At 40.3% G+C, this 24,161-nt stretch carries 26 protein-coding genes, 1 pseudogene and 1 riboswitch; of the genes and pseudogenes, 8 read left to right on the forward strand and 19 right to left on the reverse strand.

Features of this window, described 5'->3' with window-relative positions; all coding sequences use genetic code 11:
* Positions 1-90: 90 nt before the first annotated feature.
* On the forward strand, positions 91-768 hold the full coding sequence (locus K7399_RS10995) for a type 1 glutamine amidotransferase (protein ID WP_128167106.1): 678 nt from the start codon (positions 91-93) through the stop codon (positions 766-768).
* Positions 769-876: 108 nt separating this feature from the next.
* Here K7399_RS10995 and ribH read toward each other — a convergent pair whose 3' ends face one another.
* Genes ribH through ribD form a run of 4 tightly spaced genes read right to left on the reverse strand, consistent with a single transcriptional unit; the run spans position 877 to position 4,224 of the window.
* Positions 877-1,344 carry a 6,7-dimethyl-8-ribityllumazine synthase gene (gene ribH / locus K7399_RS11000; RefSeq protein WP_128167108.1) on the reverse strand — a complete coding sequence of 156 codons (468 nt, stop codon included), beginning with the start codon at positions 1,342-1,344 and terminating at the stop codon, positions 877-879.
* On the reverse strand, positions 1,341-2,546 hold the full coding sequence (gene ribA, locus K7399_RS11005) for a GTP cyclohydrolase II (protein WP_128167110.1): 1,206 nt from the start codon (positions 2,544-2,546) through the stop codon (positions 1,341-1,343). The genes ribH and ribA overlap by 4 nt, the downstream gene beginning before the upstream one ends.
* A complete protein-coding gene (locus tag K7399_RS11010; protein WP_128167112.1) occupies positions 2,539-3,165 on the reverse strand; it encodes a riboflavin synthase in 627 nt (208 codons plus the stop codon). Before K7399_RS11010 ends, ribA begins: the two co-directional genes overlap by 8 nt.
* On the reverse strand, positions 3,166-4,224 hold the full coding sequence (gene ribD, locus K7399_RS11015; protein WP_128167114.1) for a bifunctional diaminohydroxyphosphoribosylaminopyrimidine deaminase/5-amino-6-(5-phosphoribosylamino)uracil reductase RibD: 1,059 nt from the start codon (positions 4,222-4,224) through the stop codon (positions 3,166-3,168). It lies immediately after the preceding gene.
* A gap of 140 nt (positions 4,225-4,364) precedes the next feature.
* A riboswitch (FMN riboswitch) is annotated at positions 4,365-4,502 on the reverse strand.
* 214 nt (positions 4,503-4,716) lie between these two features.
* Here ribD and K7399_RS11020 point away from each other — a divergent pair.
* Positions 4,717-5,145, forward strand: a complete 429-nt coding sequence (locus tag K7399_RS11020) for an RpnC/YadD family protein (protein WP_128191227.1) — start codon at positions 4,717-4,719, stop codon at positions 5,143-5,145.
* Between the two features lie 432 nt (positions 5,146-5,577).
* On the opposite strand, the gene K7399_RS11025 is transcribed toward K7399_RS11020, so the two are convergent.
* The 4 genes from K7399_RS11025 to K7399_RS11040 all read right to left on the reverse strand — a co-directional run bounded on the left by K7399_RS11025 (position 5,578) and on the right by K7399_RS11040 (position 8,231).
* Complete coding sequence (locus K7399_RS11025) at positions 5,578-6,408, reverse strand: SDR family NAD(P)-dependent oxidoreductase (protein WP_028976551.1); 831 nt, start codon at positions 6,406-6,408, stop codon at positions 5,578-5,580.
* An 80-nt stretch (positions 6,409-6,488) separates the two neighbouring features.
* On the reverse strand, positions 6,489-7,109 hold the full coding sequence (locus tag K7399_RS11030) for a TetR/AcrR family transcriptional regulator (RefSeq protein WP_152540355.1): 621 nt from the start codon (positions 7,107-7,109) through the stop codon (positions 6,489-6,491).
* Between the two features lie 125 nt (positions 7,110-7,234).
* On the reverse strand, positions 7,235-7,753 hold the full coding sequence (gene paiA, locus K7399_RS11035) for a spermidine/spermine N(1)-acetyltransferase (RefSeq protein WP_028976549.1): 519 nt from the start codon (positions 7,751-7,753) through the stop codon (positions 7,235-7,237).
* A 25-nt stretch (positions 7,754-7,778) separates the two neighbouring features.
* Positions 7,779-8,231, reverse strand: a complete 453-nt coding sequence (locus K7399_RS11040) for a MarR family winged helix-turn-helix transcriptional regulator (RefSeq protein ID WP_028976548.1) — start codon at positions 8,229-8,231, stop codon at positions 7,779-7,781.
* Between the two features lie 120 nt (positions 8,232-8,351).
* Here K7399_RS11040 and K7399_RS11045 point away from each other — a divergent pair, with 120 nt between their 5' ends.
* On the forward strand, positions 8,352-8,972 hold the full coding sequence (locus tag K7399_RS11045; RefSeq protein WP_028976547.1) for a YczE/YyaS/YitT family protein: 621 nt from the start codon (positions 8,352-8,354) through the stop codon (positions 8,970-8,972).
* Between the two features lie 98 nt (positions 8,973-9,070).
* On the forward strand, positions 9,071-9,943 hold the full coding sequence (locus tag K7399_RS11050; protein ID WP_028976546.1) for a dihydrodipicolinate synthase family protein: 873 nt from the start codon (positions 9,071-9,073) through the stop codon (positions 9,941-9,943).
* A gap of 807 nt (positions 9,944-10,750) precedes the next feature.
* Here the strand turns inward: K7399_RS11050 and K7399_RS11055 are convergent.
* The 6 genes from K7399_RS11055 to K7399_RS11080 all read right to left on the reverse strand — a co-directional run bounded on the left by K7399_RS11055 (position 10,751) and on the right by K7399_RS11080 (position 14,336).
* Complete coding sequence (locus K7399_RS11055) at positions 10,751-11,230, reverse strand: hypothetical protein (protein WP_028976545.1); 480 nt, start codon at positions 11,228-11,230, stop codon at positions 10,751-10,753.
* Positions 11,231-11,252: 22 nt separating this feature from the next.
* Entirely contained in the window at positions 11,253-11,624 is a 372-nt protein-coding gene (gene tnpB, locus K7399_RS16310; protein ID WP_051577842.1) for an IS66 family insertion sequence element accessory protein TnpB, read from the reverse strand.
* Positions 11,621-11,926 carry an IS66 family insertion sequence element accessory protein TnpA gene (gene tnpA / locus K7399_RS11065; protein ID WP_028976544.1) on the reverse strand — a complete coding sequence of 102 codons (306 nt, stop codon included), beginning with the start codon at positions 11,924-11,926 and terminating at the stop codon, positions 11,621-11,623. Before tnpA ends, tnpB begins: the two co-directional genes overlap by 4 nt.
* A gap of 239 nt (positions 11,927-12,165) precedes the next feature.
* Complete coding sequence (locus tag K7399_RS11070) at positions 12,166-12,966, reverse strand: ABC transporter permease (protein ID WP_028976543.1); 801 nt, start codon at positions 12,964-12,966, stop codon at positions 12,166-12,168.
* Positions 12,963-13,874, reverse strand: coding sequence for an ABC transporter ATP-binding protein (locus tag K7399_RS11075; protein ID WP_128167118.1), 912 nt, complete (start codon positions 13,872-13,874; stop codon positions 12,963-12,965). Before K7399_RS11075 ends, K7399_RS11070 begins: the two co-directional genes overlap by 4 nt.
* 60 nt (positions 13,875-13,934) lie before the next feature.
* Positions 13,935-14,336: a hypothetical protein gene (locus K7399_RS11080; protein ID WP_028977655.1), complete on the reverse strand. Its 402-nt coding sequence runs from the start codon at positions 14,334-14,336 to the stop codon at positions 13,935-13,937.
* Positions 14,337-15,185: 849 nt separating this feature from the next.
* Between K7399_RS11080 and istA the strand changes: the two genes are divergently transcribed.
* Positions 15,186-16,682 (forward strand): IS21 family transposase, encoded by a 1,497-nt coding sequence (gene istA / locus K7399_RS11085; protein ID WP_223362304.1) that lies wholly within the window; start codon positions 15,186-15,188, stop codon positions 16,680-16,682.
* Between the two features lie 30 nt (positions 16,683-16,712).
* Positions 16,713-17,455: pseudogene (istB, locus tag K7399_RS11090) on the forward strand (IS21-like element helper ATPase IstB).
* A 458-nt stretch (positions 17,456-17,913) separates the two neighbouring features.
* On the opposite strand, the gene guaA reads toward istB, so the two are convergent.
* Positions 17,914-19,455 carry a glutamine-hydrolyzing GMP synthase gene (guaA, locus tag K7399_RS11095; RefSeq protein WP_223362305.1) on the reverse strand — a complete coding sequence of 514 codons (1,542 nt, stop codon included), beginning with the start codon at positions 19,453-19,455 and terminating at the stop codon, positions 17,914-17,916.
* 320 nt (positions 19,456-19,775) lie between these two features.
* Between guaA and K7399_RS11100 the strand changes: the two genes are divergently transcribed.
* The gene (locus tag K7399_RS11100; RefSeq protein ID WP_028977653.1) at positions 19,776-20,552 is read left to right on the forward strand and encodes a carbon-nitrogen family hydrolase; all 777 of its coding nucleotides are present in this window, start codon (positions 19,776-19,778) and stop codon (positions 20,550-20,552) included.
* Between the two features lie 355 nt (positions 20,553-20,907).
* Here the strand turns inward: K7399_RS11100 and K7399_RS11105 are convergent, their stop codons facing one another.
* Positions 20,908-21,600: a DUF3298 and DUF4163 domain-containing protein gene (locus K7399_RS11105; protein WP_128167141.1), complete on the reverse strand. Its 693-nt coding sequence runs from the start codon at positions 21,598-21,600 to the stop codon at positions 20,908-20,910.
* 94 nt (positions 21,601-21,694) lie between these two features.
* Positions 21,695-22,066, reverse strand: coding sequence for a hypothetical protein (locus K7399_RS11110; RefSeq protein WP_338061686.1), 372 nt, complete (start codon positions 22,064-22,066; stop codon positions 21,695-21,697).
* Positions 22,067-22,261: 195 nt separating this feature from the next.
* On the opposite strand from K7399_RS11110, the gene K7399_RS11115 reads away from it, so the two are divergent.
* The gene (locus K7399_RS11115; protein ID WP_156031536.1) at positions 22,262-22,438 is read left to right on the forward strand and encodes a hypothetical protein; all 177 of its coding nucleotides are present in this window, start codon (positions 22,262-22,264) and stop codon (positions 22,436-22,438) included.
* Between the two features lie 270 nt (positions 22,439-22,708).
* Here K7399_RS11115 and K7399_RS11120 read toward each other — a convergent pair whose 3' ends face one another.
* Both K7399_RS11120 and K7399_RS11125 read right to left on the reverse strand, forming a co-directional pair.
* Positions 22,709-23,023 carry a hypothetical protein gene (locus K7399_RS11120; RefSeq protein ID WP_128167143.1) on the reverse strand — a complete coding sequence of 105 codons (315 nt, stop codon included), beginning with the start codon at positions 23,021-23,023 and terminating at the stop codon, positions 22,709-22,711.
* Positions 23,024-23,077: 54 nt separating this feature from the next.
* Positions 23,078-24,148, reverse strand: coding sequence for a carbon-nitrogen hydrolase family protein (locus tag K7399_RS11125; RefSeq protein ID WP_223362603.1), 1,071 nt, complete (start codon positions 24,146-24,148; stop codon positions 23,078-23,080).
* Positions 24,149-24,161: the final 13 nt, after the last annotated feature.

Genomic DNA, 24,161 nt, shown 5'->3' on the forward strand with positions numbered 1-24,161 from the left:
GAAGATGCAAGAAGCGGATGATTGACCGCTATGTACAAAGCAAAACAAGGCTGATTGACGGATTGCAAAATCGATAAAGTGGGTGATGACATGAACATTGACGTAGTGCAGCACGTTCCCTTTGAAGGACTCGCATCTATTGAAGAATGGGGCAACGATAATGGCCATACCTTTCGCATGCATAAGCTCTATGAAAATCCCTCAATACCCCGGATCGATGATCTTGAATTTCTGATCCTACTCGGCGGACCAATGAGTGCAAATGATCAGGACCAACAATGGATTGACGAAGAGCGCAGATTAATCAGAAAGACCATTTCTGAAAATAAGCCTGTATTTGGCGTCTGTTTAGGCGCTCAACAGATTGCTAAAGCATTAGGAGCCGCTGTTATTCAAGGCGATAAAGAAGTAGGCTGGCATCCAATACGTTCCGTTTCTTCAAGGTTACCGTTTATACCAGAGGAATTGACTGTTTTTCATTGGCATGGCGAGCAATTTGAACTTCCCGATAGAGCGGAACGATTAGTGAGCAGCGCGGCATGTGAAAACCAGGGATTTATCTACAGTGAAAAAGTGATTGGCTTGCAATTTCATCTGGAAATGACCCCTAATCGTGTTCAGGGATTACTGACCCATGACGGAGATTATATTGATCACTCACAATTTGTGCAAAGCGCTGAAGAAATAACCGACTTTGGTACTCCTGAACAAAACAAAACGGTTTTATTTAAACGGCTAGACTACTTCGTTGAGCACAAGTCAATTTAAAAGGAGCTACTCCTCGTTGAAGTAACTCCTCAAAAAGCCAATAGGAAAAACGCTTAAAAACAGCAGCTAAAAACGAATGATAGAAATCCAGCAGTCATTCAGGATTTTTTATTTTGCGATCAATTCATTTAGCGATACCATTTCAAGTAATCCTTGCGCCGCTTCACTCCCCTTGTTTCCACTCTTCGTCCCTGCACGTTCAATCGCCTGCTCAATCGTTTCCGTGGTCAGTACGCCAAATATGACGGGTATATCTGAATTTAACTCGATTTGCGCTACGCCTTTGGCTACTTCATTACTTACGAGTTCATAATGTGTGGTTGCACCACGAATGACAGCACCTAGAGTAATGACCCCATCATATTTTTGAGTAGCGACTACTTTTTTGGTGATAAACGGTAATTCAAAGGCACCCGGTACCCAGTAAACATCGATGTTCTTCGCATCAACGCCGTGTCTTATCAAATTATCCTGAGCACCTGCAAGTAATTTTGATGTGATCAATTCATTAAAACGAGCAATGGTAATGGCAACCTTAACCTGTTCTCCTTGATATTTTCCTTCATAAACCGTCATGATTTAATCCCCTTTTCGAGTGATAACATGTGATGAAATTTTTCTTGCTTCGTCTTTAAATAATGCTTATTTTCTTGATAAACCGTTGTTTCGAGCGGTACACGTTCGACAACTTCAATATGATGTTGCTGCAGCTCTGCTATCTTTTCCGGATTATTGGTGAGTAACTTAATTTTTGAAACCCCTTCGTTTTTTAATAGCCATGCCGCTTGCGCATAGTGTCTTTCATCAGGTAAGAATCCTAAAGCAACATTCGCTTCATAAGTATCCATACCTGCTTCTTGAAGTTTGTATGCTTTTAGCTTATTCCGTAGGCCAATTCCCCTGCCTTCTTGACGTAAATATAAAATGGCGCCTGTTTTCGCTTCAGCAATTTGCTTCATTGCCTGATCTAATTGTTCGCCGCAGTCACAGCGATGCGAACCAAATACATCTCCAGTCAAACATTCTGAATGCACGCGAATCAACGGGGGTTCCTTGCTCTTCTTTAAGTCCCCCATTGACAGGACCAGCTGTTCTTTTCCTTCATGGTCAAGGTAGAGCGATAATTTAAATTCACCGTATTTAGTAGGTAATTGGACTGTGACATCAGCGCTCTTCTTTTGGTGGGTTAAATAGTCACTTAACTCGTCAATCGTTATAAAATCGAGTTGCCATTTCTGAGCCAGCTCTTTTAAGTCGGCCGTTCTCGCCATTTTGCCATCTTCGTTTAGAATTTCACAAATATAAGCGGACTCTTCATGAGCCAGTCTTGCTAAATCAACAGCCGCTTCCGTATGACCTCTTCTTTTCAAAACACCCGCATTTTCAGCAATGAGCGGAAAAATATGTCCCGGCCGTAAAAAGTCGCTTGGCTCACTAGTCGGATCAGCGAGCGCCTTTATCGTTTTCGCTCGGTCAAATGCTGAAATGCCTGTAGTCGTTTCTTTATGATCGACACTAATTGTAAAGGCTGTTCCAAACGCATCGGAATTTTCAGCCGTCATCGCATGTAAATCTAACCGTTGCGCAATCTTCTTAGTTATAGGTACACAGAGTAAACCCCGAGCGTTTTTGGTCATAAAATTAACCGCTTCGGGGGTCACTTTACTGGATAGCCCGATTAGATCGCCTTCAGCTTCTCTATTGTCATCATCAGCAACAATAATTAATTGCCCTGCTTTTAACGCTTCAACCGCATGTAGGATCTTTTCTTCACACATGATACCCTTCCTCGTTTAAATGAATCGTTGTTCTCAATAATGACTTCACATATTTACCGACGACATCGGTCTCCAAATTGACATAATCCCCTTTTACTAAACGATCAAAATTCGTATTTTCTAAAGAATGTGGGATCAAAGCTACAGCGAATGTTCCCGGTTTGACATCATCAACCGTCAAGCTCGTGCCATTGATGGCAATTGAGCCTTGTGGAACAATTTCACCTTTTAGTTCTGGTGGATAATAAAAGGTTAATTTAAGTGAGTTTTCGTACTTCATTTTTTGAATTAATCGAGTGGTTTGATCAACATGCCCAGAGACGATATGCCCTTCAAACCGGTCATTTGGAGCCATTGCGCGCTCTAAATTGACTAAAGTGCCTTCTTTCATTTGCGAAAAAGTCGTTTTCTGAAAGGTTACCGGCATAACGTCAACGGAAAAGTGATCCTTTTCAACAGTGGTTGCCGTTAAGCAAACACCGTTAATTGCCATGCTATCGCCAACTTTGAAACCCTTTAATCGATCCGTATCTTCTACAGATACCGTCAACGTGATGTGATGTTGCTGCTTATTCACCCGTTTTATTTTCCCAACCGTTTGAATTAACCCTGTAAACATTTACTTCACCCTCTCACTGACAATGCGTAAATCTTCACCAATACGTTCGATACTTTTGAAGGTCAAATTAGTTTCACGATCGATCATTCCGTTGCCGGAAAACGCGGATAAACCGGTACCGCCAATTAATTTAGGCGCGAGATAAGTAATCACTTCTTCATAGCAATGCGCTTGCAAAAAGGTGTGATGAATCTGCGCGCCGCCTTCAACATAGATGGATTGCACCCCTTGCTGTCCAATATCATCCACAATCTTTGGTATTGAGAAATCATCGGTTTGGATAATTTTCACATGATCGGGTGCCTTTTCTTGTAATGCACTCCTCGTAAAAATCCAAATTGGCTCTGGATGCTCAAATAATTTAAACGCTTCAAAATGCAGCGTCTTCCCGCTTCTGTCTACGATTATTCGAATGGGTGGATAGTCACTGTTTTCACTAGGCAATAAGATGGGATTGTCTGCTAAAACTGTGCCACTTCCGACTAGAATCGCTTGATAGCCTAATCGCTCTTCATGCACAAATCGATTCGCCCGTTTACCGGTAATCGCCGTTCTTTCACCTGGTTTAGCTGCTATTTTTCCATCTAAACTAAGGGCTTGTTTTAACACAATATACGGTTTTTTATGTCGATAGAAATAGTTATAGTGCTTATTTAGTGATTCAGCTTCACTCGTGAGACAATTCATTTTCACGTCAATTTGATGGGCTTTTAAGATTGCTGCGCCTTTATGAGCAACAATCGGATTAGGATCAAGTTGGCCAATGACCACGCGCTTAATCCCACTGTCAATGATCGCTTGCACACACGGCGGCTGTTTTCCGTAATGTGTACAAGGTTCTAAAGTGACATATAAAGTTGAATCGTGCAGTTCTTCGGGGTGAGCACAATGGTCAATGGCCATTCTTTCCGCATGTTTTTCACCAAATTTCGCATGATAGCCGGTTGCAATAATGCGATTATTTTTCACAATAACGGCACCTACTCGTGGATTTCTATACGTGTTTCGACCACCTTTTTCAGCCAGCTCAATTGCTTTTTTCATGAACCGTTCATCCAATTGCACGTCCCCCTTTCTTTAAAAAGATACAAAAAGCCCCGTAGTAACCTACGGGGCAACACAAAATAGACTTAGTTTTATTATTATCTAACTAGACCATAGCAAAAAAGATACAATCCTCGTTAGAATTGCAATAATACTAAATTCTTCTCCCATCCAGACTTTAACTGTCGGTTCTAGACTCTCACTAGATCCACCGCAAAATTGCGGGTCACGGACTTTAAGCTTACTTGCTTATTACCGTCGGTCGGGAATTACACCCTGCCCCGAAGAATATATTCAACTTTACTTGTAATACTAAATCATTACATTTGATCTGTCTACTTTTTCGTTTTTTCAATGATTTATTTAAAATTCAGAAAACCTGTTTTACCGATTGCCATTTTCAGTTATGATGGAGTAAGAATAAGCGATGAACCGAATGAATTCATCATCAAAACCCCTTTTCTTGATACCATGCGATTTCGTTTTTATAAGATGGAACTGGGCAAAATGAACTGGCACGCATTTATGCACAGCAACAATCCTGCAAGTGCCGCTTTGATGAGTAAAATGAATTATAAAAAGAAAGAACGTGTAGCCGTTCGGCTTGCCTTTCTCAGGCAGATGGCCGGTTTGCAGCTTGATGAAGCACGCAGCAGCATGATCAACGGTTTTTTTGAAACCTATTTAAATCTGAGTGAAAATGAGGTGGATCAACTCATGAAAGAAGTCCATGCATTACCGAAAGATGAGCGAGAACAAGTCATCAAATGGCCGAATTCATTCTATGATCGCGGATTGAAGAAAGGTAAAACTGAAGGCAAAATAGAAGCTCGAAAAGAGATGGCGCTGCGTATGCTTCAAAAGAAAATAGACCTCCACACCATCGCCGAATTAACCGGGTTATCAATAGAAGAGCTCATCAAGATGAATAAATAAGCACAAAATAATGAACAGGCATCATTCTAAGAAGTGATGCCTGTTCAGCTGCGGATTCGGTAAAAGAGTAGCAATCCCAAAACTTTCCATCTATTGATCGTCTCCCACATAGGTGATAAATTCGGAAAAATTCATGTTGCTTCAGATGCATATAAAGACCGGAACCCTGTTTTATGTTCTTTGATGGAATACAGTCTAAACGTGTAGGCTTTTTTCTGGATCATGGGCTCACCCACCTGCTTAGGAAATCCTTTTATACACAAATCATAGTGCGAACGCTTATTCTAGTCAATCGTGATTATTGCCAATGGTAACGAGACACTAAAGAAAGCGATTCATCTTACCGCTTAGCTTCTCGCAAAGCTTGAAGCGGGGAATTCTCGCCAAAATCGTGTTAAACAGAGTCGTTTTAATGACGACATTTTCACTTCGTCATTTTCCCATTCGACGCATCATTTTCCACATGCCAAAGCGCCAAAGGGACGGATGATTTCTTGCAATCCGTACCGCAATTCTATCTGTTAATGAATGATAATACCTTCTTGAGGGATTTGAATCCGTCGCAGCTTTATAGAAAATTTTTGCTAAATCATCAGACGTTGCCGATGCTTGAAAAGAAAATAAAAGCTTCTTGATCGCCAGCACGAGTTTCCTATAGGGTGAGTCTGCTTTTAAATTCTTTTCCGCTTTTTGCATTGCTATGTCTCCCCACTCAGACTGAGTAGCTCCCGGTTGAATCACAATGCTCCGGAGACCAAATTGTCGGATTTCCATATCGAGTACATCTGACCATATCCCCAGCGCTGCTTTAGTCGCATGGTACCATCCACCAAGAGGCATATAAACATTTTCTCCAACCGACGTCACATTGATCATCCGTCCAAATTGTTGCTTCCGCATCAGCGGCAAGACCAGCTTAGACAATTCACCGGCCGCAAATAAATTGACATCAAATTGATATTTGGCATTTTCAAGGTTAACTTCTTCCAGTGGACCGTACTCTCCATAACCTGCATTATTGATCAATACATCGACTCGGCCTTGTTCTTTTATTGCCGTCTCGACAAAATTTTGATTTGATTCATTGTCTGTAACGTCCAACGGGAGGACATGAATGCCGAGTTCATTCAGATCTTTCATACGTTGCGTTCGTCTGGCACCTGCATAAACGACCCAACCGTGATCATGAAAATATTTAGCACTTGCATACCCCATACCTGACGATGCGCCTGTAATTAATACCACTCTTTTTTCATTTTGCATGATTATGGCTCCTATCAAGACCGAACGTTCGGTCTTTTTATATTTTATTAAAAAGCGCATTTCTGCGCTCCCGTCAATCTTTAACGCCTTTTCATTGCATTCAGCACCATACAAATGATCGAATCCAGTTCCGAATCTGTCATTGTCCCATTGATCTCTGCCATTTTCATAGGTAAAGAAAAGAAAGTCGCGTACACATAGGCCGGTGCCTGAACAAACTCCGGATTTCCAACTATTTCTTCAAAAGCCCTGTAAATAGGCGCAGCCGTCGTTTCGGCATATTGGTGCGCCTCTTCGCTGACTACACTCGGATTGGTTTGAACCGCCTCCATAAATTTCGCTTCTTTAGGATAACGCTGATAGCGCTGAACAAAGTGGCGAATGAATGCGCCGATGCGTTCATCTAAATCCGGATGCTTCGCTTCAACTTCGGCAATACCTTCGTCCATCAAATCCTTTACGTACATATAGGTTTTGGAAAGTAGCTCCTCTTTATCTTTAAAATAGACATAGACCGTTGACTTGGATATTCCTGCTGCCGCAGCAATTTTGCTGATCGACAAATTGACCAGATCATTCGTTGAAGTCAGACTTAGAACTGCATGAAGAATCATTTGTAATTTATTTTTATCTTTATTTTTCATACAGCAATGGTAACCGAACGGTCGGTCGCTGTCAATTGTTTTTAACTCCACCCTCACATGCGTTCTCCATAAATCAATCGATGCAGCCTCTAATAGAGGTGAATAAACTTTTAATGGAAGAACACTTCTGTTAATGTAATGATCATCATGGGCGAGCAGAGGATTAATTCGAACTTCTGAATTCAAACAAGGGGTTTTTTCATGATGAAATCCGTCTGTTCCTCGTCACCCATATAAAAGGAATGGGCTCCATTTTGTACAAAACCAAATTTCTTATAAAAGGCAATTGCCTTCTCATTCTTTTCCCAAACACCTAGCCAGACCATTGTTTTATTTTGAATGCGGGCCATCTCCAGCGCTTGATTAATGAGATACTTTCCAAGTCCTTTTCTTTGAAACGTGCGTCTAATATAAATCCGCTCTATTTCAAGTGATTCATCGCCCATTTTTTCAGACTGAGCATCATTAACATTTATCTTCAAATAACCAGCAAGGTCTTTATTGAGATAGATGAAAAAGAACTCTGAAGAGGGGTCAGACATTTCTTTTTCCAGCTGTTTCACATTAAATGCTTCTTCTAAATAGGCTTTCATCGTTTCCGGAGAATTCTGCTCCCTAAATGTCTGGTCAAAAGTTTCAATACTTATTTCTTGGAGTATTGGTAAGTCTTCACGGCAGCACTTGCTAATCCTTATAGTCATTTTAAAATGGCACTCCTTTTATCGATCAATAATTTCTTTTGTTTCCCTTTTTTACAAATTCCCAATCTTTTTCTACATTTTTTCTAACTCTTTGAAGAAGATAAAAAATCGTTTCTGTTTCTTCTCCGGAAAGTCCCGCTAATGCAACGCTATTCGAATAATCATTTTCTCTTTTAATAAAAGGAAATACCTTTTTCCCTTTTTCTGTGAGAAAGAGTTTTTTTATTTTTTTGTTATGTTCATCATCTTTTTTTTCAATAAAACCCTTCATTTCAAGTTTTTGAATGGCACGAGCTGCTGTTGTTCGATCCACTTTGATCATCTCAGCTAACTTTTCTTGAATGATTCCCGGGTTTTCACCTATTCGCACAAGGTACAAATACTGCCCTTTTGTCAGTTCATATTCTTTAAATTCTATATTGCTTATCGAATCTAGTGCCCGGGCAATCATTCCAACTTCACGGAGAATTTCCTTCATCATTAACTCCTTCACAAATATTTTTATTGCATATGCAACAACTATGATATATATTAAATTTAAACTAATTTTATTGCATTTACAACAAAAACATTGATCAAGAGGAAGTGGCAAAATAAAGTGAAATATGCTTTTTATGTACTAGGCATTTTACTATTAACTCTTGGTATTTCTTTCACGATACAATCGGACCTCGGAACTTCACCCTTTGATGCACTTTTGGTAGGCCTATCTATAAATGTAGGGTTTACTGTAGGAAGTTGGGAAATTATACTTGCTTTACTATTAATAAGTTGTAATTCATTATTAAAAAGACAAAGGCCAGAATTTTTAGGGTTGTTAACATCACTTATAACAGGAATCGGTATTGATCTGTGGCTTTTTTTATTGCACTTTTTTGTAACACCTGAACAATGGTACAGCAAAGCGGTTTATTTTGGAATCGGCTTAGTTGTTATCGGATTAGGAACGTCAATCTATTTACATACAAATTTCGCCCCGATTCCAGTTGACCGATTAACATTAATTATTCAAGAATTAACGAGAACAAATATATTTTTTTCAAGGACGCTCATTTACGTCCTATTTTTGATCATCGCAGTCATTTTAAATGGACCCATTGGTGTTGGAACTCTATTAACGGTTTGTTTAGGGGGACCCCTACTCAATTACTTCATGTCACTAACTAAAAAAGTATTTGGCCGCTTACAAATAGACCGCCATCTTGAGCGTGCTCAATAAACAGTGGAATGTTCAGGGTACAGCCAAGTCTTGGGCAAAGCCAAAGACTTCGTTTGACAATTCAAGAGTATAAAAAATAGAGATTAGGAGATGGAAAAATGAACAAACCTTTTTTACCTTTCAGTGTCGCTATGATTACACCTTTTTCGACGAATGGCGATCTCTATTTAAAAGGAATTCCCCCTTTAATCGAATACTATAAGAAGCAGGGCGTTCCTGCATTATTGATTAGCGGATCTACCGGCGAGCAGCATTCAATGACTTATGAAGAACGCGCAGCTTTATTCAGCGAAGTAAAAAAAGAAGCAAAAGATGACCTGATCTTATATGGCGGTGTCGCTGCTGTTCGAACAAAGGATGCAATGGCCCTAGCTGTTTCTGCGGAGAAATCGGGACTCGATAGTATCATGCTGGGCTTCCCTCCTTATTTACGCATTAGCCAACAAGAAGCGATCACTTATGTGGAAAAGATTTGCCATACAACGACATTGCCAATCATGCTTTACAACAATCCTCCACGAACAGGATTCGATCTGCATCTGGAAACACTCTTCAAGTTGATTGACAAAAACCCACAAATCGTTGCATTCAAACAGGCGGGCAATCCCAATACTGTACCCCATATCAAAAAACAACTGGGTAAGGCATTCATGGTCTTATCCGGAGATGATTTGTCGCTTATTAAAAATCATCAGTTAGGATTTGACGGCATTACAAGTATTATAGGAAATATATTTCCAAATGAAATCCAGTTCATGATCAAAGCGATTCATGAAGGAAAAACTGAGGCCGGAGAAAAACAGCTGACTAAACTTTTACCCTATATCCATTCAATCATGGAAATGGGAACCTTGCGTTCAGTTAAATATCTTTTTGAAAAGCAAAAGATTGATGTCGGAATCTGCCGTGAACCCCTTTCCGTTTTAAGTGAAGAAGAGAAAAAGATTATTGACCAAGCTTTTTCAAAGTAACAAAATACAATTACGAAACACCTGTACGAATCACTACGTTCGCACAGGCCTTTTCCAATTGATAAAAGTTTTTCTGGATAGGAGAAATGTGCAACAAAGAATATGGTCCTCGTAAGTGTCAGTATAAAAAAGGAAAGAAAAGTAATTTGCCTTGTTTCTAACAAGCTGCTTGGAAAGGGCACTATTTATGAGGCCACTCTCTGGAAGAGATTCCCTAGGGAACCCTATCATCTTTAACAGTTTTTATTCATCACAATAAACGCCGTGAAATAGGCATTATTGCTTAATTTGTATTTGTCTTTATCCCCACTCGTTTGCTATGAACGGAGTTAAAGAGCAAAAAGTTGGTTTATTGGGGCTTTGATGAGTTAAATATACTTAAATAAGGTTTGATAAATAGGAGGCCTCGTCCCGCAATCTTACCGGTTTTACAAATTACTGGATCCTTTTCCCTTTTCCAGCAAGGACTTTATATTGTAATGAAAGATGCTAGGTGCACCATATGATGCGTATTGTGCGGGGATTCAGCAACCATTCGTAAATCATCGGCAGCCGTGGGGGTAGCGAACGCGTCAAAAACAACTGTTTGATCCCCGCATTTGACCACGAGCCAGTTCCAGGTATAGAAAGCGCTGCCCAGACACCATCATCAAGCGGAGTCAACGAAAAATATTTAGCTTTAGGAAGGGATTCATTAAATACGGTCAAATATAGTCAATTCCTTTGACTATTCTTAGATACGGATTTTTAAACCTCTTTCTTGCTTATGATGACTTGTTCTTCCCTATTACTGAAACTACGATTCAATCAATCCCACCAACTTTCCGAATACCTTTTCAAGTAATCGAATAATTGTTTATGTTCTTCTTCAAAAAGATCATCAGCTTCTGTCCCGCACTGACGAAATAATTTTAATTGTATCGTATTTATACTCTGTGTAACATCATAATTTCCATCTTTATTTGGTTGATCAGCAACATGCATAATTTCATTAGCATCAATAGCTGGATATTTTGTATAGTAGTCATACTTGTTAAGTGTTTCTTCAAGGTAATTATTCTTCCACAACCTATGTGCCAGATTTGCCGCATATTCTATTTGTTCAGCTATTTCTTCTGAGTTTGTTGAATGACCCTCTCTTCTTTGCATATTGGCCATATTTTGTAGCTTTTTCCATAATAGCTTATAAAGATATGCATTGTCATAATCTCTATCTGTCCATATTACGGGAAACCATTTGATTAAATTTGTTACTCCATTCTTTATTGAGTAATAAATATTAGACACCCTAATTCCCCCTCTTGTCCTTCTAGATCAAGATTTTATATGTACTCAGTTCTATGGTTTCAACGAATTGTGTAAATGTGTGTATTGATTTGCCATCCAACAGCCAATTCAGCTGTCGTCGCGTAATTTTTAAAGAAGGCGAGGAATCGTCAGCCTTTGGCCATGCAAAGGCTCCTTTCTCCAGACGCTTATAATAAAGCCAAAAGCCGTTATATTCCCAATGCAAGATTTTTAACTTGTCCCGCTTACGATTACAGAACACAAATAGGCAGGAGGAAAAAGGATTAAGATGAAAGCCTTCCTGTACGATAACGGACAACCCATCAATCGACTTTCTCAGGTCCGTAGGACCTTTGGCTAAATACACTTGCTCAATGATCGAATCCCGAATCATAGCGTTCGCAACACACGAACCACATCAGCCAACAGATCCGGATCGAACCCGGCGTGGACCTCGATCCTTGAAACTCCAAGATGGACAAAAAGACTCTCTTGTTTCTGTGCACGATCAAAATCCATGGTCATCCATGAATGCGTTGAAGGTGTCGCTGGCATCAATCTTAGCTTACGTCGCCAATATCGAAATTGACTGAGTGAAATTCCTTGTGTCGAACACCATTCTTTGCCGTTCTGTTCACTTTTCTCAAAATCTTTCATGCGCTCTTGCCAAAGATTTTGTAACTCGATACGCGTCATGGATCATCCTCCAGATCATTTGATAGAGGCATTATCGCATGCTTGACTGATCAAGAGAAGGTGTCCATTATTTGACGCTTACGTTAAAAATTAAAATGAGCTTTCATTATTTCGATTGTCAACTTGACAGGGTACAGATCATTGTGAATAGGTGTGGGTTATTTTTATAATTCTAAATGCAAAAAATCTGAATCTCAAAAAAATTGCCATTCAAAAAGGTCACAAATGTTTTTCAAATATTATTTTTCTTCGCTTAAGAGTGGAGCGCGCTTAATAAGAAAAACTGCGAATAAATACATTAATAACGATAATGCCAACGTGATGCCAATCATCTGAAAATTAATATTTCCAAAAACAACCGACCTCATAGCATTTAATTGATAGGTTAAAGGATTAAGATGGGATAGAACGAGTATATAAATTGGAGCATGATCTAAACTATAAAAAGTTGGTGCTGTAAAAGATATTGGCAAATACAACACACTCAATAAGATATCCCTCTGCTGATAATTTTTAACCATTAATGAAATAATAATCCCTAATGAGGTCCAAAATATAAGACATATTAAAGAAAAAAATACAATTATAATGAAACTATAAAAGCTTATGCTATTTTGAATAGCTACTGATAGACTATACACAATCAACACCTGAATAAAAACTGAAATTAACGGAAAAGTGGACATCCCAATTACATAGTATTTTGGACGAATTCCATTAAATAATTTTATAGGTAATAATCCCCATCTTTTATCAATAACAGTTCTGTACACCGCTTGAGACATTTGTGAAATTATCAATATACCAAAAATTCCTATGGTCGTATATTGAATATAATTTACGTTTTGCCCCTGATACTCAAAATTATCCATTGATTGTTTAATACCAACAGTAAGAAAAAGAAAATAAAAAATAGGCGTCAAAACCTTAGAATATAATATATTTTTATTATTCCAAAATGCCTTCATTTCTATTAAAACTACTATAAAAAATCCACGTAAACCCAATTGTCGATTGTTTCTAAATTCATTTGGTGTCATTTCCCCGCCCTCTCTCTTTGAGTCTCTAAGAAAATATCTCTGAGAGACGGTTTTTTTTCTTGAATACTATTTATTTGTACGACAGATGCTAAACAATCCCATATTGAATTAATCGAAGTCTGCTTGCTTAATTTTATCTCAAGAGGTTTCCAATTTACGATATCTACGCATCTTTCTTTCAAAGACTGTATGGAATCATCAGTCAATTTACCATTAAAATTAATCGTTAATATTTTCAAATTTTGACTGTTACTTAAAAAATGAGACATGTCTCCGAAAAATTTAATTTTGCCACTAACTATAAATATAATTTTTGTACAAAATGATTCAAGTAGATCCAGATCATGTGACGAAATGACTATAGATTTGTTATCTTTTGATAACTCTTTTAAATAATTGAGTAAAGTTGTTGAGGCACTTACGTCTAACCCAGTCGTTGGTTCGTCAAGAACTAAAAATTTTGGTTTATGAACTATAGCGCGTGCAATTTGAACTCTCTGTTGTTGTCCTCCAGAAAGTTCATCAACCGCCTGATTCTTATATTTACTAAGTTCAGTTAATTTCAATGCTTCTTCCGTCAGATGTTTTGCAATATTCATTTTGTACCCTGCTAGTAAAGCCCCCATCAAAACGTTATCAAATACACTTAGATACCAATCAATAGAAAGAGTTTGCGAACTAAAGCCGAGTTGATTAAATGTAAAATCATCTGTGAAATTAATTGAACCATGGTGTGGTTCAATTAAACCAGTTATAAGATTTATTAGTGTTGATTTTCCTGCTCCGTTTGCTCCAATCAGCCCAACAAAATCACCCGGATTAATCTGAAAGTTTATATGTTCAATACCCCTTCTATTTTTATAGTGATATGAAACATCATTGACAGAAAAAAATGTGTTACTAGGCATTATTATCACATCCATTTTTCAAGGTTAACAATATAGATTTAATATTTAATTCTTCTTTTATCAGTCTTTCAACAGAGCATCTTTAAAAGACTTATAAACTCGAACTGTTCCATTTTTGTATAATGAATACAATCTTTTATCTAGACTAATAATATCCACTGATGCAATATTACTCATCATACAAACTAGCTTCATTGTATTTAATTCATATATTTTTACATTATTATCCATAGTTTGGATGAATATATACTTATTTCTGAACCATCCAATATTAATAATTTCTTCATTGGTCTGGAAGATCGTTCTAATATTTATCGATGATCTATAATAAGAACCCAATAAGACTTCATTATTATGTCGTTTATTTTGAACAAATATGAATTTTTCAATTTCCCTATTAACTCCTAATAAATAAGATCTAACTTGATGAAAGTATTCTATATCTTTTTTCATAGATTTCATGATAAACGCCCTTTAGCCCTTTATTGTTAAATAAAAAGAGCGTTTTCCACGCCCTTTTTAAATTACACACATCCAACTGGCTCATGTGAAGCTACATTAACCATTTTCTTAATGATTCTGTCCAAGTACACCCTCAAAAAATTGGCTCTATAACTTTTGATAAAAATCCACATAGGCTGTTTCAAATGTGATCCTTAACTTACATTTTCTAGAATTTAGTACCTTCATTTCCACTATCCAATGGTACGATACAACTGCAAGTAGAACTATGGGCACCAGATAAAGCACCTTCAGCTACCATTCTAGAACCAGTAAGTGAAGTTAGAGCATCCAAATCTCGATTAAGAAAAATATCTCGTTCTTCCTCGCTTAATTTATAGGTATTTAAAATCTCCTGAGGATTTGATAAGAACTTTGATATTAATCTGTAATCAGACTGAAGCGAGTCTACTAATGATTCAAAACCATTTGACATTATTCAACCCTTTTTACTTGGTATTATATCAAATAATGATTTTGAATAAAGAAAATAATTCTGACCATTTCCATCAATATTCGACAAAAATTTCACTTAAATATCTTTTTTCTTATTATTCACATGTTTTTACTATTTTTTTATGTATAATTATGTCGTAAAACATTTTACATCTGTACAATTATGTATCCCGGTAAAGTCAGGTTTTTTATCTACCCGTATTCCGGTGTGTATATTGCCATTGAATAGTGCCAGCTGTGCCATAATTTAGAGCACGTTAGGACAGAACATAGAACCACTTGTGCCATATTAAGAGCCACCTCCTGAATGGGCATGCACCGTCGGTGCAAATTCATTTAATAGGAGGTTTTTGTGTGATCAAGTACCGTGAAATCTTACGTCTTCATGCGAAGGATTTAAGTATTCGCAGTATTGCTTCAGGGGTGGGTAGTTCTAGGAATACAGTCAGTGACGTTTTGAAACGTGCTAATGAAAAAGACGTTTTATGGCCGCTTGAAAAAGATGTTGATGACGCAGAACTGCAGGCTCTTCTGTTTCCAGAAAAGCACCAATCAGATGTGAGAAAGAAGCCGGACTGTGTCCACATTCACAAAGAAATGGCTCGGAATGGTGTGACTTTGTCTCTACTTTGGCATAAGTATGTTCAATTATGTCGCGAACAAAGAGAAATTCCATATAGTTACCGGCAATTTTGTCGTTTCTATACGCGCTACGCCACCAAGACAAAAGCAACCATGCGAATTAAGCGGAAGCCAGGAGAAACAATGGAAGTCGATTGGGCAGGTCAGACGGCATCCGTTAAGGTTTCCATCACTGGACAGGTAAATCCGGCTTATGTTTTTGTCGCTGTCCTTCCGTGTAGCCAATTTGCGTATGTAGAGGCTTTTTTGTCCATGGGCACATCGAGTTGGGTCCAGGCACATATCCATGCTTTTCAATTTTTTAATGGCGTTCCTCGGACGATTGTTCCTGACAATCTCAAGACAGGTGTAGATCGTTCCTCAAAAACGGACCCTATCATCAATAGGACCTATCAAGAATTAGCGGAACATTATCAGACAGCGATTATCCCCGCAAGAGTGCGTCATCCCAAAGATAAACCAAATGTCGAAGGAACCGTAAAAATCATATCCACTTGGATTATTGCCGCATTAAGAAATGGCCAGTACTTCTCCATTCGAGAACTCAATGTAGCCATTAGAGAAAAATTAGTTGAATACAATCAAAAACCATTTCAAAAGAAAAATGGAAGCAGACAATCCGCTTTTGCGGAGGAAGAGAGCTTTGCGCTGCTCCCTTTGCCTGCTTCCCCATACGAATTAGCCACTTGGAGAACAGCTACCGTACCCTATGATTATCACATATCTGTAGAAAAAATGTATTACTCCGTTCCCTATGAATACTTAAAACATCAAGTAGATATCCGCATGACTCAGCATATTATCGAAGTCTTCTATCAAGGTATGCGCATTGCATCGCATGTTCGTCTCGATGGAGATCCAGGTCAATTATCAACAAATCCCGATCATATGCCTGATCAACATAAAGACTATTTAACGTTTACTTCAGAGCATTTTTTAACATGGTCAAAATCCATAGGTACTCATACACAGATAACGGTTCAAGGATTTCTCGATTCCTATAAAGTGGAGAAACAAGCTTTAAAATCTTGCTTAGCCCTCTCGAAACTTGCGGACAAATACTCAGTAGAACGATTAGAAGCTGCATGCATGAGGGCTCTCAGTTATTCTCCAAGGCCTAATATCAAAAGCATCACAACGATCCTAAAGACTGGACAGGATAGAACAAGAAAATACCAATGGACAACAAAAATCTCATGGATTTATTAGAGGCGCAGCTTATTACGGGAGGACAGAAAAATGACCAATGACAGTACACTTTCAAAGTTAAATGAAATGCGCCTAAGTGCAATGGCTGAGTATTATCATGAACAGCTTCACAATCCTCAGTTTAATGACCTATCCTTTGAAGAACGATTCAGCCTGCTCGTAGATCGAGAATGGGATCACAAAAAAGCAACAAGCTAGACCGTCTCATCAAAAATGCTGGATTTCGATATCCTCAAGCCTGCATTGAAGATATTGAATATCATCCGGATCGTAAACTGGATAAGGCTCAAATTCTCCGATTAGCCTCCGGTCAATACATTCAGGAAAAGCATAATTTGATTATCAAAGGAGCCTCTGGGAACGGTAAATCTTATCTATCCTGTGCGTTTGGAATCGCTGCATGTCGGCAATTTTTTACCGTAAAGTATATTCGCTTGCCAGATTTATTGGATGAGCTCGCTGTCGCTAGGGGAGAAGGTGTTTTTCAAAAAGTAATGAAAGTGTACCGAAAGGTAAATCTTCTTATTCTAGATGAATGGCTTCTTACTTCACTGAAGGGGAATGAAGCAAGAGATTTACTTGAAATTGTAGAAGCAAGGCACCAAACATCCTCCACGATCTTCTGCTCACAATTCGATACACAAGGTTGGTACGAAAGCATTGGCGAAGCAACTTTAGCCGACGCGATCTTGGATCGAATCATCCATGACTCTTATAGCCTTTTAATTGACGGTGAAGTATCTATGAGAGAACGCCATGGGATAAAGCAATAAATGAAGCTGAGCCACCATTAAACGATGGTGGCTCTTCCTATGGCAAAAGCTGCTCTCGAATCTGTCCGAAGTGGCATATACACGGTGTTTTTATACTAAGTTCACCATAATAGAGTAAAAATCCAAGCAAAAAATTCTGCACTCAATCGTTCGGTCGTCCGGAAACCGGATGCTATGATCCATCAAGCGCTCACCAAGTAAGAGAACATAAAAGCCCCATTGTGGTGCGGAACGAACATGTGCCAACTTCTCCAAACAAAACGCGAGAGGCAACCAAAAATGAAACGAAAATTTGGGATGGTACTCAGTACCGTGTTTATAGTACTTTTTTCGCTACTGATTTTTATCGCTTTTCATGTTCAGTAAAGACTCAATATCAATGTGTGCCAAAAGTGTGCCAGACAAAATAAAAAAGCCCTAAAAACCTTGTTGTATCAAGGCTTTTAGGACACCAATAATTATTCCCACTCAATTGTTGCCGGTGGCTTGGAGGTGACGTCATACACGATACGGTTGACGTGTTCAACCTCGTTGACGATTCGGGTTGAGATCTTCTCAAGCACGTCCCATGGGATGCGTGCCCAGTCGGAGGTCATGCCGTCGATCGACGTTACGGCGCGGATCGCGATGCAGTGATCGTAGGTGCGGCCATCGCCCATGACGCCGACGCTCTGGATGTTCGGCAGGACGGTGAAGTATTGCCAAATGTCGCGGTCGAGGCCGGCTTTTTTGATTTCTTCGCGCAGAATCGCGTCGGATTCGCGCACGAGTTCGAGTTTTTCTTCGTCGATGGCGCCGAGAACGCGGATACCGAGGCCCGGTCCTGGGAACGGCTGACGCCAAACGATATCGTCGGCGAGACCGAGCTCCGTACCCAGTGCGCGCACTTCGTCTTTGAACAGCGTGTTCAGCGGTTCGATCAGCTTGAACTTCATGTCTTCCGGAAGTCCGCCGACGTTGTGGTGCGATTTAATGTTCTGCGATGAGCCGCCGGCGCCGCTTTCGACAACGTCGGTGTAGAGCGTGCCTTGTACAAGGAAGGAAATGTCCTTGAGCTTGTTCGCTTCATCTTGGAACAGATAGATAAATTCATTGCCGATGATCTTGCGCTTCTTTTCCGGATCGCTGACGCCTTCCAGCTTATCGAGGAAGCGTTTCTTGGCATCGACATGAATGAAGTTCATATGAAAACGGTTCTGGAATGTGTCGACAACGCCTTCTGCTTCGCCTTTGCGGAGCAGACCGTGATCAACAAAAATGCAGGTCAGCTGATCGCCGATTGCTTTGTGCACAAGCGCTGCAGCAACCGATGAATCGACTCCGCCGCTCAATGCACAAATGACGTTTTGATCGCCGACGGTGGCTTGGATCTTTTCCACTTGCTGATCGATAAAGTGTTCCATCGACCAGCTTTTTTCTGCGCTGCAAATGCCGTAAACGAAATTGCTCAGCAGTTCGTTGCCATGCACGGAGTGGCGCACTTCCGGATGGAACTGAACAGCGTAAACGTTCTTCGCGCGGTTTGCCATCGCCGCAACGGGACATGATGGGCTGCTTGCTTCGATTTTGAAGCCTTCCGGAAGCGTCTTGACACGGTCGCCGTGGCTCATCCATACCGTTTGGGTTGCCGGAAGTCCCTTGAACAGTGGGTTATCGGTATTGGCCGTGATATCCGCTTTTCCATATTCGCGGCGTGTCGCACGTTCAACCGTTGAGCCGTAGTGCTTGCTGATCAGCTGCAAACCGTAGCAGATCCCCAGAATTGGAATATCCAGATCGAAAATAGCCGGGTCGCACAGCGGTGCCCCTTCATCATAAACACTGTTCGGTCCGCCGGAGAAAATGATCCCCTTTGGCTTTTTCTCTTTAATTTGTTCTGCAGTCAATGTATTCGGAAACAGTTCGCTGTACACGCCTAAGTCGCGAATACGGCGCGCAATCAGCTGATTGTACTGACCACCGAAATCCATGACAAGAATCAAGTTGTTTGCTTGTCCCATCCTTTTGTCCCACCTCAACTGTTGTTTATCAATCACAGACAGCACTGCTTTGTATTGTCCATACTATTTAAAAAGCCGGAGGCCGCGGGAGCTTCCAGTCTTTCTTTCCGGTACTATTATTCGCTATTTTTCATCAAAATGCACTACTTTTCCTATTTTAACAATGAATGCGATGTTCAGCAAGCGCTCACTTCCTATAATGGGGTAAAGTTTTGTATCCATGCACAGATCTGTGCAATAATTAATGACGTACAAAGCGCATAAACTTTTCAGCCTGAATTTTAAATCAATCATTTGAATGGAAAAGGAGTGAACGCGTCATGAAAATTGCTTCACTACAAGTGCAGATCAACGATTCGGAAACCGCCGCCGATCGGATGAAAAAAGTTGATGCCCAACTTGAGCATCTGCACGGCTATGACTTTATCCTGCTGCCGGAGATCTGGATGACCGGCTATAATACCTTTAATCGTTATATGGAGGAAGCAGAACCGCTTGACGGCGCTTTCGCCGCTCATTATGCGAAAAAAGCTAAAACATTGCATGCTTATTTGTTCGCCGGCAGCTTTGTTGAGAAAAGCGGCGGCCAGTATTACAATACGAGCCTTCTCTTTAACCGGGAAGGTGAGCGAATTGCTGCTTACCGGAAAATTCATCTGTTTACCTATGGTTCTGAAGAAGGCGAGCTGCTGACTCGCGGCACAGATCCGGTGACGGTGGAAACGGAATTTGGCAAGGTCGGCCTAGCCACCTGCTACGACTTGCGCTTTCCGGAACAGTTCCGCAAAGCGCTTGACCGGGGTGCGAAAATGTTCCTAGTCACCTCCGCCTGGCCGCTCGCTCGCCTAGAACATTGGAAACTTTTTAATGCTGCTCGTGCCGTAGAAAACCAATGCTACCTTGTCTCCTGCAACTGCGTCGGCAACAACCAAGGCGTGATTCTCGGCGGACATAGTCGCGTCGTCGACCCATGGGGCAACGTACTGGCAACTGGAGATGAAACCGAATCAATCGTCACCGCCGCTTTCGACCTTAGTATGGTGGATCAGATCCGCGAGGACTTCCCGCAGCTGAAGCACCGCGTCCCGATAAACTAAAGCGCCCTCACCCGCCTGCCACCTCGCGCAAGCGGGTTTTTTCTTTCCCATAGACAAAAAAGAACACCCGATTATCTCAGGTGCCAAGATTTTTTCTTATAGAAAAGGGGGAGAGTTAAACAATGAATCATCGATTAACTCTCCTTATCTTAACGTCCGTTCCTTAAGAAATGCTTAATACGCGATCCCGAAACGGCAAAAAAATAAACCCTCTTTTGCAAGGGTCTAAAAGAAAATCTATTAACAGGGGGAAGTTAAACAAACACAATTCATTGAACATTTATATCATAACCGCTATTGCCGCTAAATAGTCAATATCGGTAAATTTTTGAAATAAATGTGGGCTTTTTCACATTTATTGCTGATGATCAACGAACACATGGTAAGGAACTTTGAGATGGATAATCCCATTCGAATACGGGGCAACTTCATATTCCTGAAAAATGATCTCGATTCCGTGATCGTTAAAAGCGAATTGACTTTTCTTTAAGTCAACACCTTTGAATGCATCAAGGAAGAAATCGTACCGCCCTTCCTTTTTTAACTTTTCCATCTGCTGTTTCAAATAACGGTTAACACGTTTCTCTTCATGCGTGCTGCGGATGACGTCCTTTAATAAAAAGCGGCGGCCGCTGCGCGTATCAAAATTATAGACCGTCTCATGATGCATGCCGTGCGCGCCGCCTGTGTACGATTCATCAACAAAAGAAACGCTGAGCAAACATTCTTTGTTAAATAGGACGGATGGCAACGTATGCGCATAGTACGGACCCGCTGCACTGATTAATTGATCATGTTCATATTGCTTCTTATACTCTTCGTCCGTTTTCTTCACTTTTTCCGCATGTTTACGGAATACGCGATTGATTTGATCAGCAATTTGCTGATCCTCAATCCCGGATTGGATCACCGGATACGTGATCCCTTCACTAAGCCGTTGCATTTTATACTGTACCGGCGGGCAATTATCCGCTTGGGCACTGGGGACACTCCCCCATGAGAAGAGGCAGAGAACGAGAGCAAGCATGAAAAACCGTTTTATATTCATCTGTGGCAGCTCCTTTCTTTGCTCCTTAGTATATCCGGACAAAGAGAAGCTATGAATGCTGAAAAAATAATCTGAGAAAATTGTGCTGGAGCGCTCACTTACCTCTTCGAAAACTTTTAAAAAATAAAATCCACCATGCGATCAAAAATACGTACCCAATCGTAACATAGTACGCCCAAACAGCGCCGTGCAGCAGCTGACTGTATAAATGCTCAAACTCATTCCTTCCGTTTGCTCTGCCAATACTTCCAAGCACGCTGACCACTGGAATCGTTAGTGTAAACACAAGGACGCCAAGCGACCAGAGCTTGAACTGATGCCGAAACAGACCGATGATCGCCGCGACTAAGGTTGCAACAAAGATCAAATAATAGATGATCCAAAACCAATTCGGAAGCGTTTCCCAAGCCATCATTTCATTCCCCCGCTCATCTTCTGATTCATCCATCATACCATGATAGCTCACGCATCAGCCCGCATTTATTGTTCGTGGTTCCGCACATTTCATGCGGAAAATTTTACGTAGGTCTCGTATCATCTAATTAACCGCCTACAATATGATGTTTTTCTCATCACTCGAAGCCCAAAAGCGAACATGAGTTCACGAAAAGCCTTCAAAAAGAACGTGCGTTCGTATATACTATAACTAGAGGTGATGGTAATGCTTTCTGATTTTGAACGAAAACTGCGGCAAATCATCCTAAATGATCTAAATATGGGGCGAACAATGCGTTTAGATGACTTGGCGCAGCGAACCGGCCATGACAAGCAGGAAATCGTGAAAATTATTGAGGGTTTGAAGCAGATACCGATTCGTGAGGGTGGGTTGGGCTCATGATACCTCAGCAAAGGATTAAACCGTCAGCGTAAATCAACGCACCCCAAGAAACACAAAACGCATCAAAAAATGAGCTATACTATAAACGAACAGAAAACGAACAGAGAAAGATTAACCGTTCCTTCTCGCTAGTGACCTCTTTAGATTCCCCGCATGGTACGCGATTTTTTTAACAAAAAAAGACTCCTAAAAGGGAGTCTAGCAGGGGAATAAATCATAAATGATACATCGTTCAATCCGTGAATTGTTTTGGGCAACGGATATTAACGCTTATTTAAGTAATGGCTTAAAGTATGCTGGTTGTCTTGAATTAATTAACTTATCTTGATTAAACCAATTGTTTGGCTGTATCGTTTGAAAGTTAACAGCTAATGCTTCCTCTTTATTTGAAGATGCTGCCACTGGTTGATCCAATCCATAAAGAGGATCAATTGTATATAATGCACTTCCGCCTTTAAACCCTTTATCTGTGCCAACATAATTAGAAATCACGGTGTAGCTTTGCGCATCAATAGCAATTTGTGACCAAAGCTGATTTGTTCCTTTCGGATAACGTTTTACTGACATATTTGGATTGATTTCCATAGTACCTGCAAATTGTCCATACCAAGATGAAGGTACGGCAATGATATCCGCGCGTTAAACGGAAAGAACGCTTGATATTTCAGGGAAATTCACGTCATTGCCGATCATGAGACCAACTTTTCCCAAGTTGTTGTCCGTAAAAACGTTAAGCTGATCTCCTGGTGTCGCCCACTTTTTATCATATGAACTGAGCTGTGTTTGTCTATATTTACCGTCAATTTTACCATTCTTATTTAAGAGAATAGCCGTATTGTAAAGTTTCTCACCTGATTTTTCAATTAAACCATAAACAATTGCTGTGTTATATTCTGATGCCAACTTTTTCATAAATTGAGTGGTTTGTCCATTTACTGACTCACCGTATGAAGCCATTTTATTTACATGCAACAATTCAGATGGGCCGGTTACCGACAGTTCCGGCAACACTACTAAGTGCATTGCTTTTTCCTTATCACGGGCGCTGCCTATTTTTTTACGGATCAGATTTTCTATTTTAGACTCATTTGCCTTTTTATCTCCCGGTACGGGTTCATACTGAAGGGTCAGTGCGCTAACATGCTTAGGTTTCGTTGAAGCTGTATAATCCCAAGGCGCCACATGTAACATCAAGTCTTGATATAATTCCGGTCGACGTTCCTTCAATCTTCTTTTGTTCTCATTGTCATATTGTTTTGGATCAATGGAAGCATACGTAATTGTCGTTTTTGAAACGTCATCCTCAGGCTTTGTAATCAATGGTGCTTCGGCAAGCTTTTTCCCCGTCGGTGACCAAATCGCGCTTGCACCAATCATATGGAAGCCATTCTCTGTATTCGATCGGTTAGCACTAACGATATAGAAACCGTTTTGCATTGCACGCGCAGGCAATGCTGCAATCGCTTGAGCAGATGAGTTTGTTGGGAAAGCCAAGATATCCGCTCCAGCCACGGCTGCTAACCGGGCTGTTTCCGAATATGCATTATCCATGCATATATTAATCGCTAGTTTCCCCAGTTCTGTTTTAAATACAGGCACTCCAAGATCACCCCATGCAGCCCAATGTTCCTCTGTTTCCCATTGATGTGTCTTTCGATATTTACCGACGTATCCATTTGGTCCAACTAACGCTGAAGCATTATAGTAAATCCTGAATTATTCA

Origin of the sequence: Sporolactobacillus terrae (assembly GCF_019930545.1) — a bacterium.
Classification (GTDB): domain Bacteria; phylum Bacillota; class Bacilli; order Bacillales; family Sporolactobacillaceae; genus Sporolactobacillus; species Sporolactobacillus terrae.

Bases quoted from the DNA above. Each gene is read 5' to 3' on its own strand.
- guaA (WP_223362305.1), bottom strand. From the start codon at position 19,455: ATGGGACAAGCAAACAACTTGATTCTTGTCATGGATTTCGGTGGTCAG.
- K7399_RS11070 (WP_028976543.1), bottom strand. From the start codon at position 12,966: ATGACACCAAATGAATTTAGAAACAATCGACAATTGGGTTTACGTGGA.
- K7399_RS11010 (WP_128167112.1), bottom strand. From the start codon at position 3,165: ATGTTTACAGGGTTAATTCAAACGGTTGGGAAAATAAAACGGGTGAAT.
- paiA (WP_028976549.1), bottom strand. From the start codon at position 7,753: ATGACTATAAGGATTAGCAAGTGCTGCCGTGAAGACTTACCAATACTC.
- K7399_RS11105 (WP_128167141.1), bottom strand. From the start codon at position 21,600: ATGAATATAAAACGGTTTTTCATGCTTGCTCTCGTTCTCTGCCTCTTC.
- K7399_RS11080 (WP_028977655.1), bottom strand. From the start codon at position 14,336: ATGAAATCTATGAAAAAAGATATAGAATACTTTCATCAAGTTAGATCT.
- K7399_RS11020 (WP_128191227.1), top strand. From the start codon at position 4,717: ATGAACTGGCACGCATTTATGCACAGCAACAATCCTGCAAGTGCCGCT.
- K7399_RS10995 (WP_128167106.1), top strand. From the start codon at position 91: ATGAACATTGACGTAGTGCAGCACGTTCCCTTTGAAGGACTCGCATCT.
- K7399_RS11025 (WP_028976551.1), bottom strand. From the start codon at position 6,408: ATGCAAAATGAAAAAAGAGTGGTATTAATTACAGGCGCATCGTCAGGT.
- K7399_RS11115 (WP_156031536.1), top strand. From the start codon at position 22,262: ATGCTTTCTGATTTTGAACGAAAACTGCGGCAAATCATCCTAAATGAT.
- ribA (WP_128167110.1), bottom strand. From the start codon at position 2,546: ATGTGTGAAGAAAAGATCCTACATGCGGTTGAAGCGTTAAAAGCAGGG.
- tnpA (WP_028976544.1), bottom strand. From the start codon at position 11,926: ATGACGCGTATCGAGTTACAAAATCTTTGGCAAGAGCGCATGAAAGAT.
- K7399_RS11050 (WP_028976546.1), top strand. From the start codon at position 9,071: ATGAACAAACCTTTTTTACCTTTCAGTGTCGCTATGATTACACCTTTT.
- ribH (WP_128167108.1), bottom strand. From the start codon at position 1,344: ATGACGGTTTATGAAGGAAAATATCAAGGAGAACAGGTTAAGGTTGCC.
- K7399_RS11120 (WP_128167143.1), bottom strand. From the start codon at position 23,023: ATGGAAATCAATCCAAATATGTCAGTAAAACGTTATCCGAAAGGAACA.
- tnpB (WP_051577842.1), bottom strand. From the start codon at position 11,624: ATGATTCGGGATTCGATCATTGAGCAAGTGTATTTAGCCAAAGGTCCT.
- K7399_RS11100 (WP_028977653.1), top strand. From the start codon at position 19,776: ATGAAAATTGCTTCACTACAAGTGCAGATCAACGATTCGGAAACCGCC.
- K7399_RS11075 (WP_128167118.1), bottom strand. From the start codon at position 13,874: ATGCCTAGTAACACATTTTTTTCTGTCAATGATGTTTCATATCACTAT.
- K7399_RS11040 (WP_028976548.1), bottom strand. From the start codon at position 8,231: ATGAAGGAAATTCTCCGTGAAGTTGGAATGATTGCCCGGGCACTAGAT.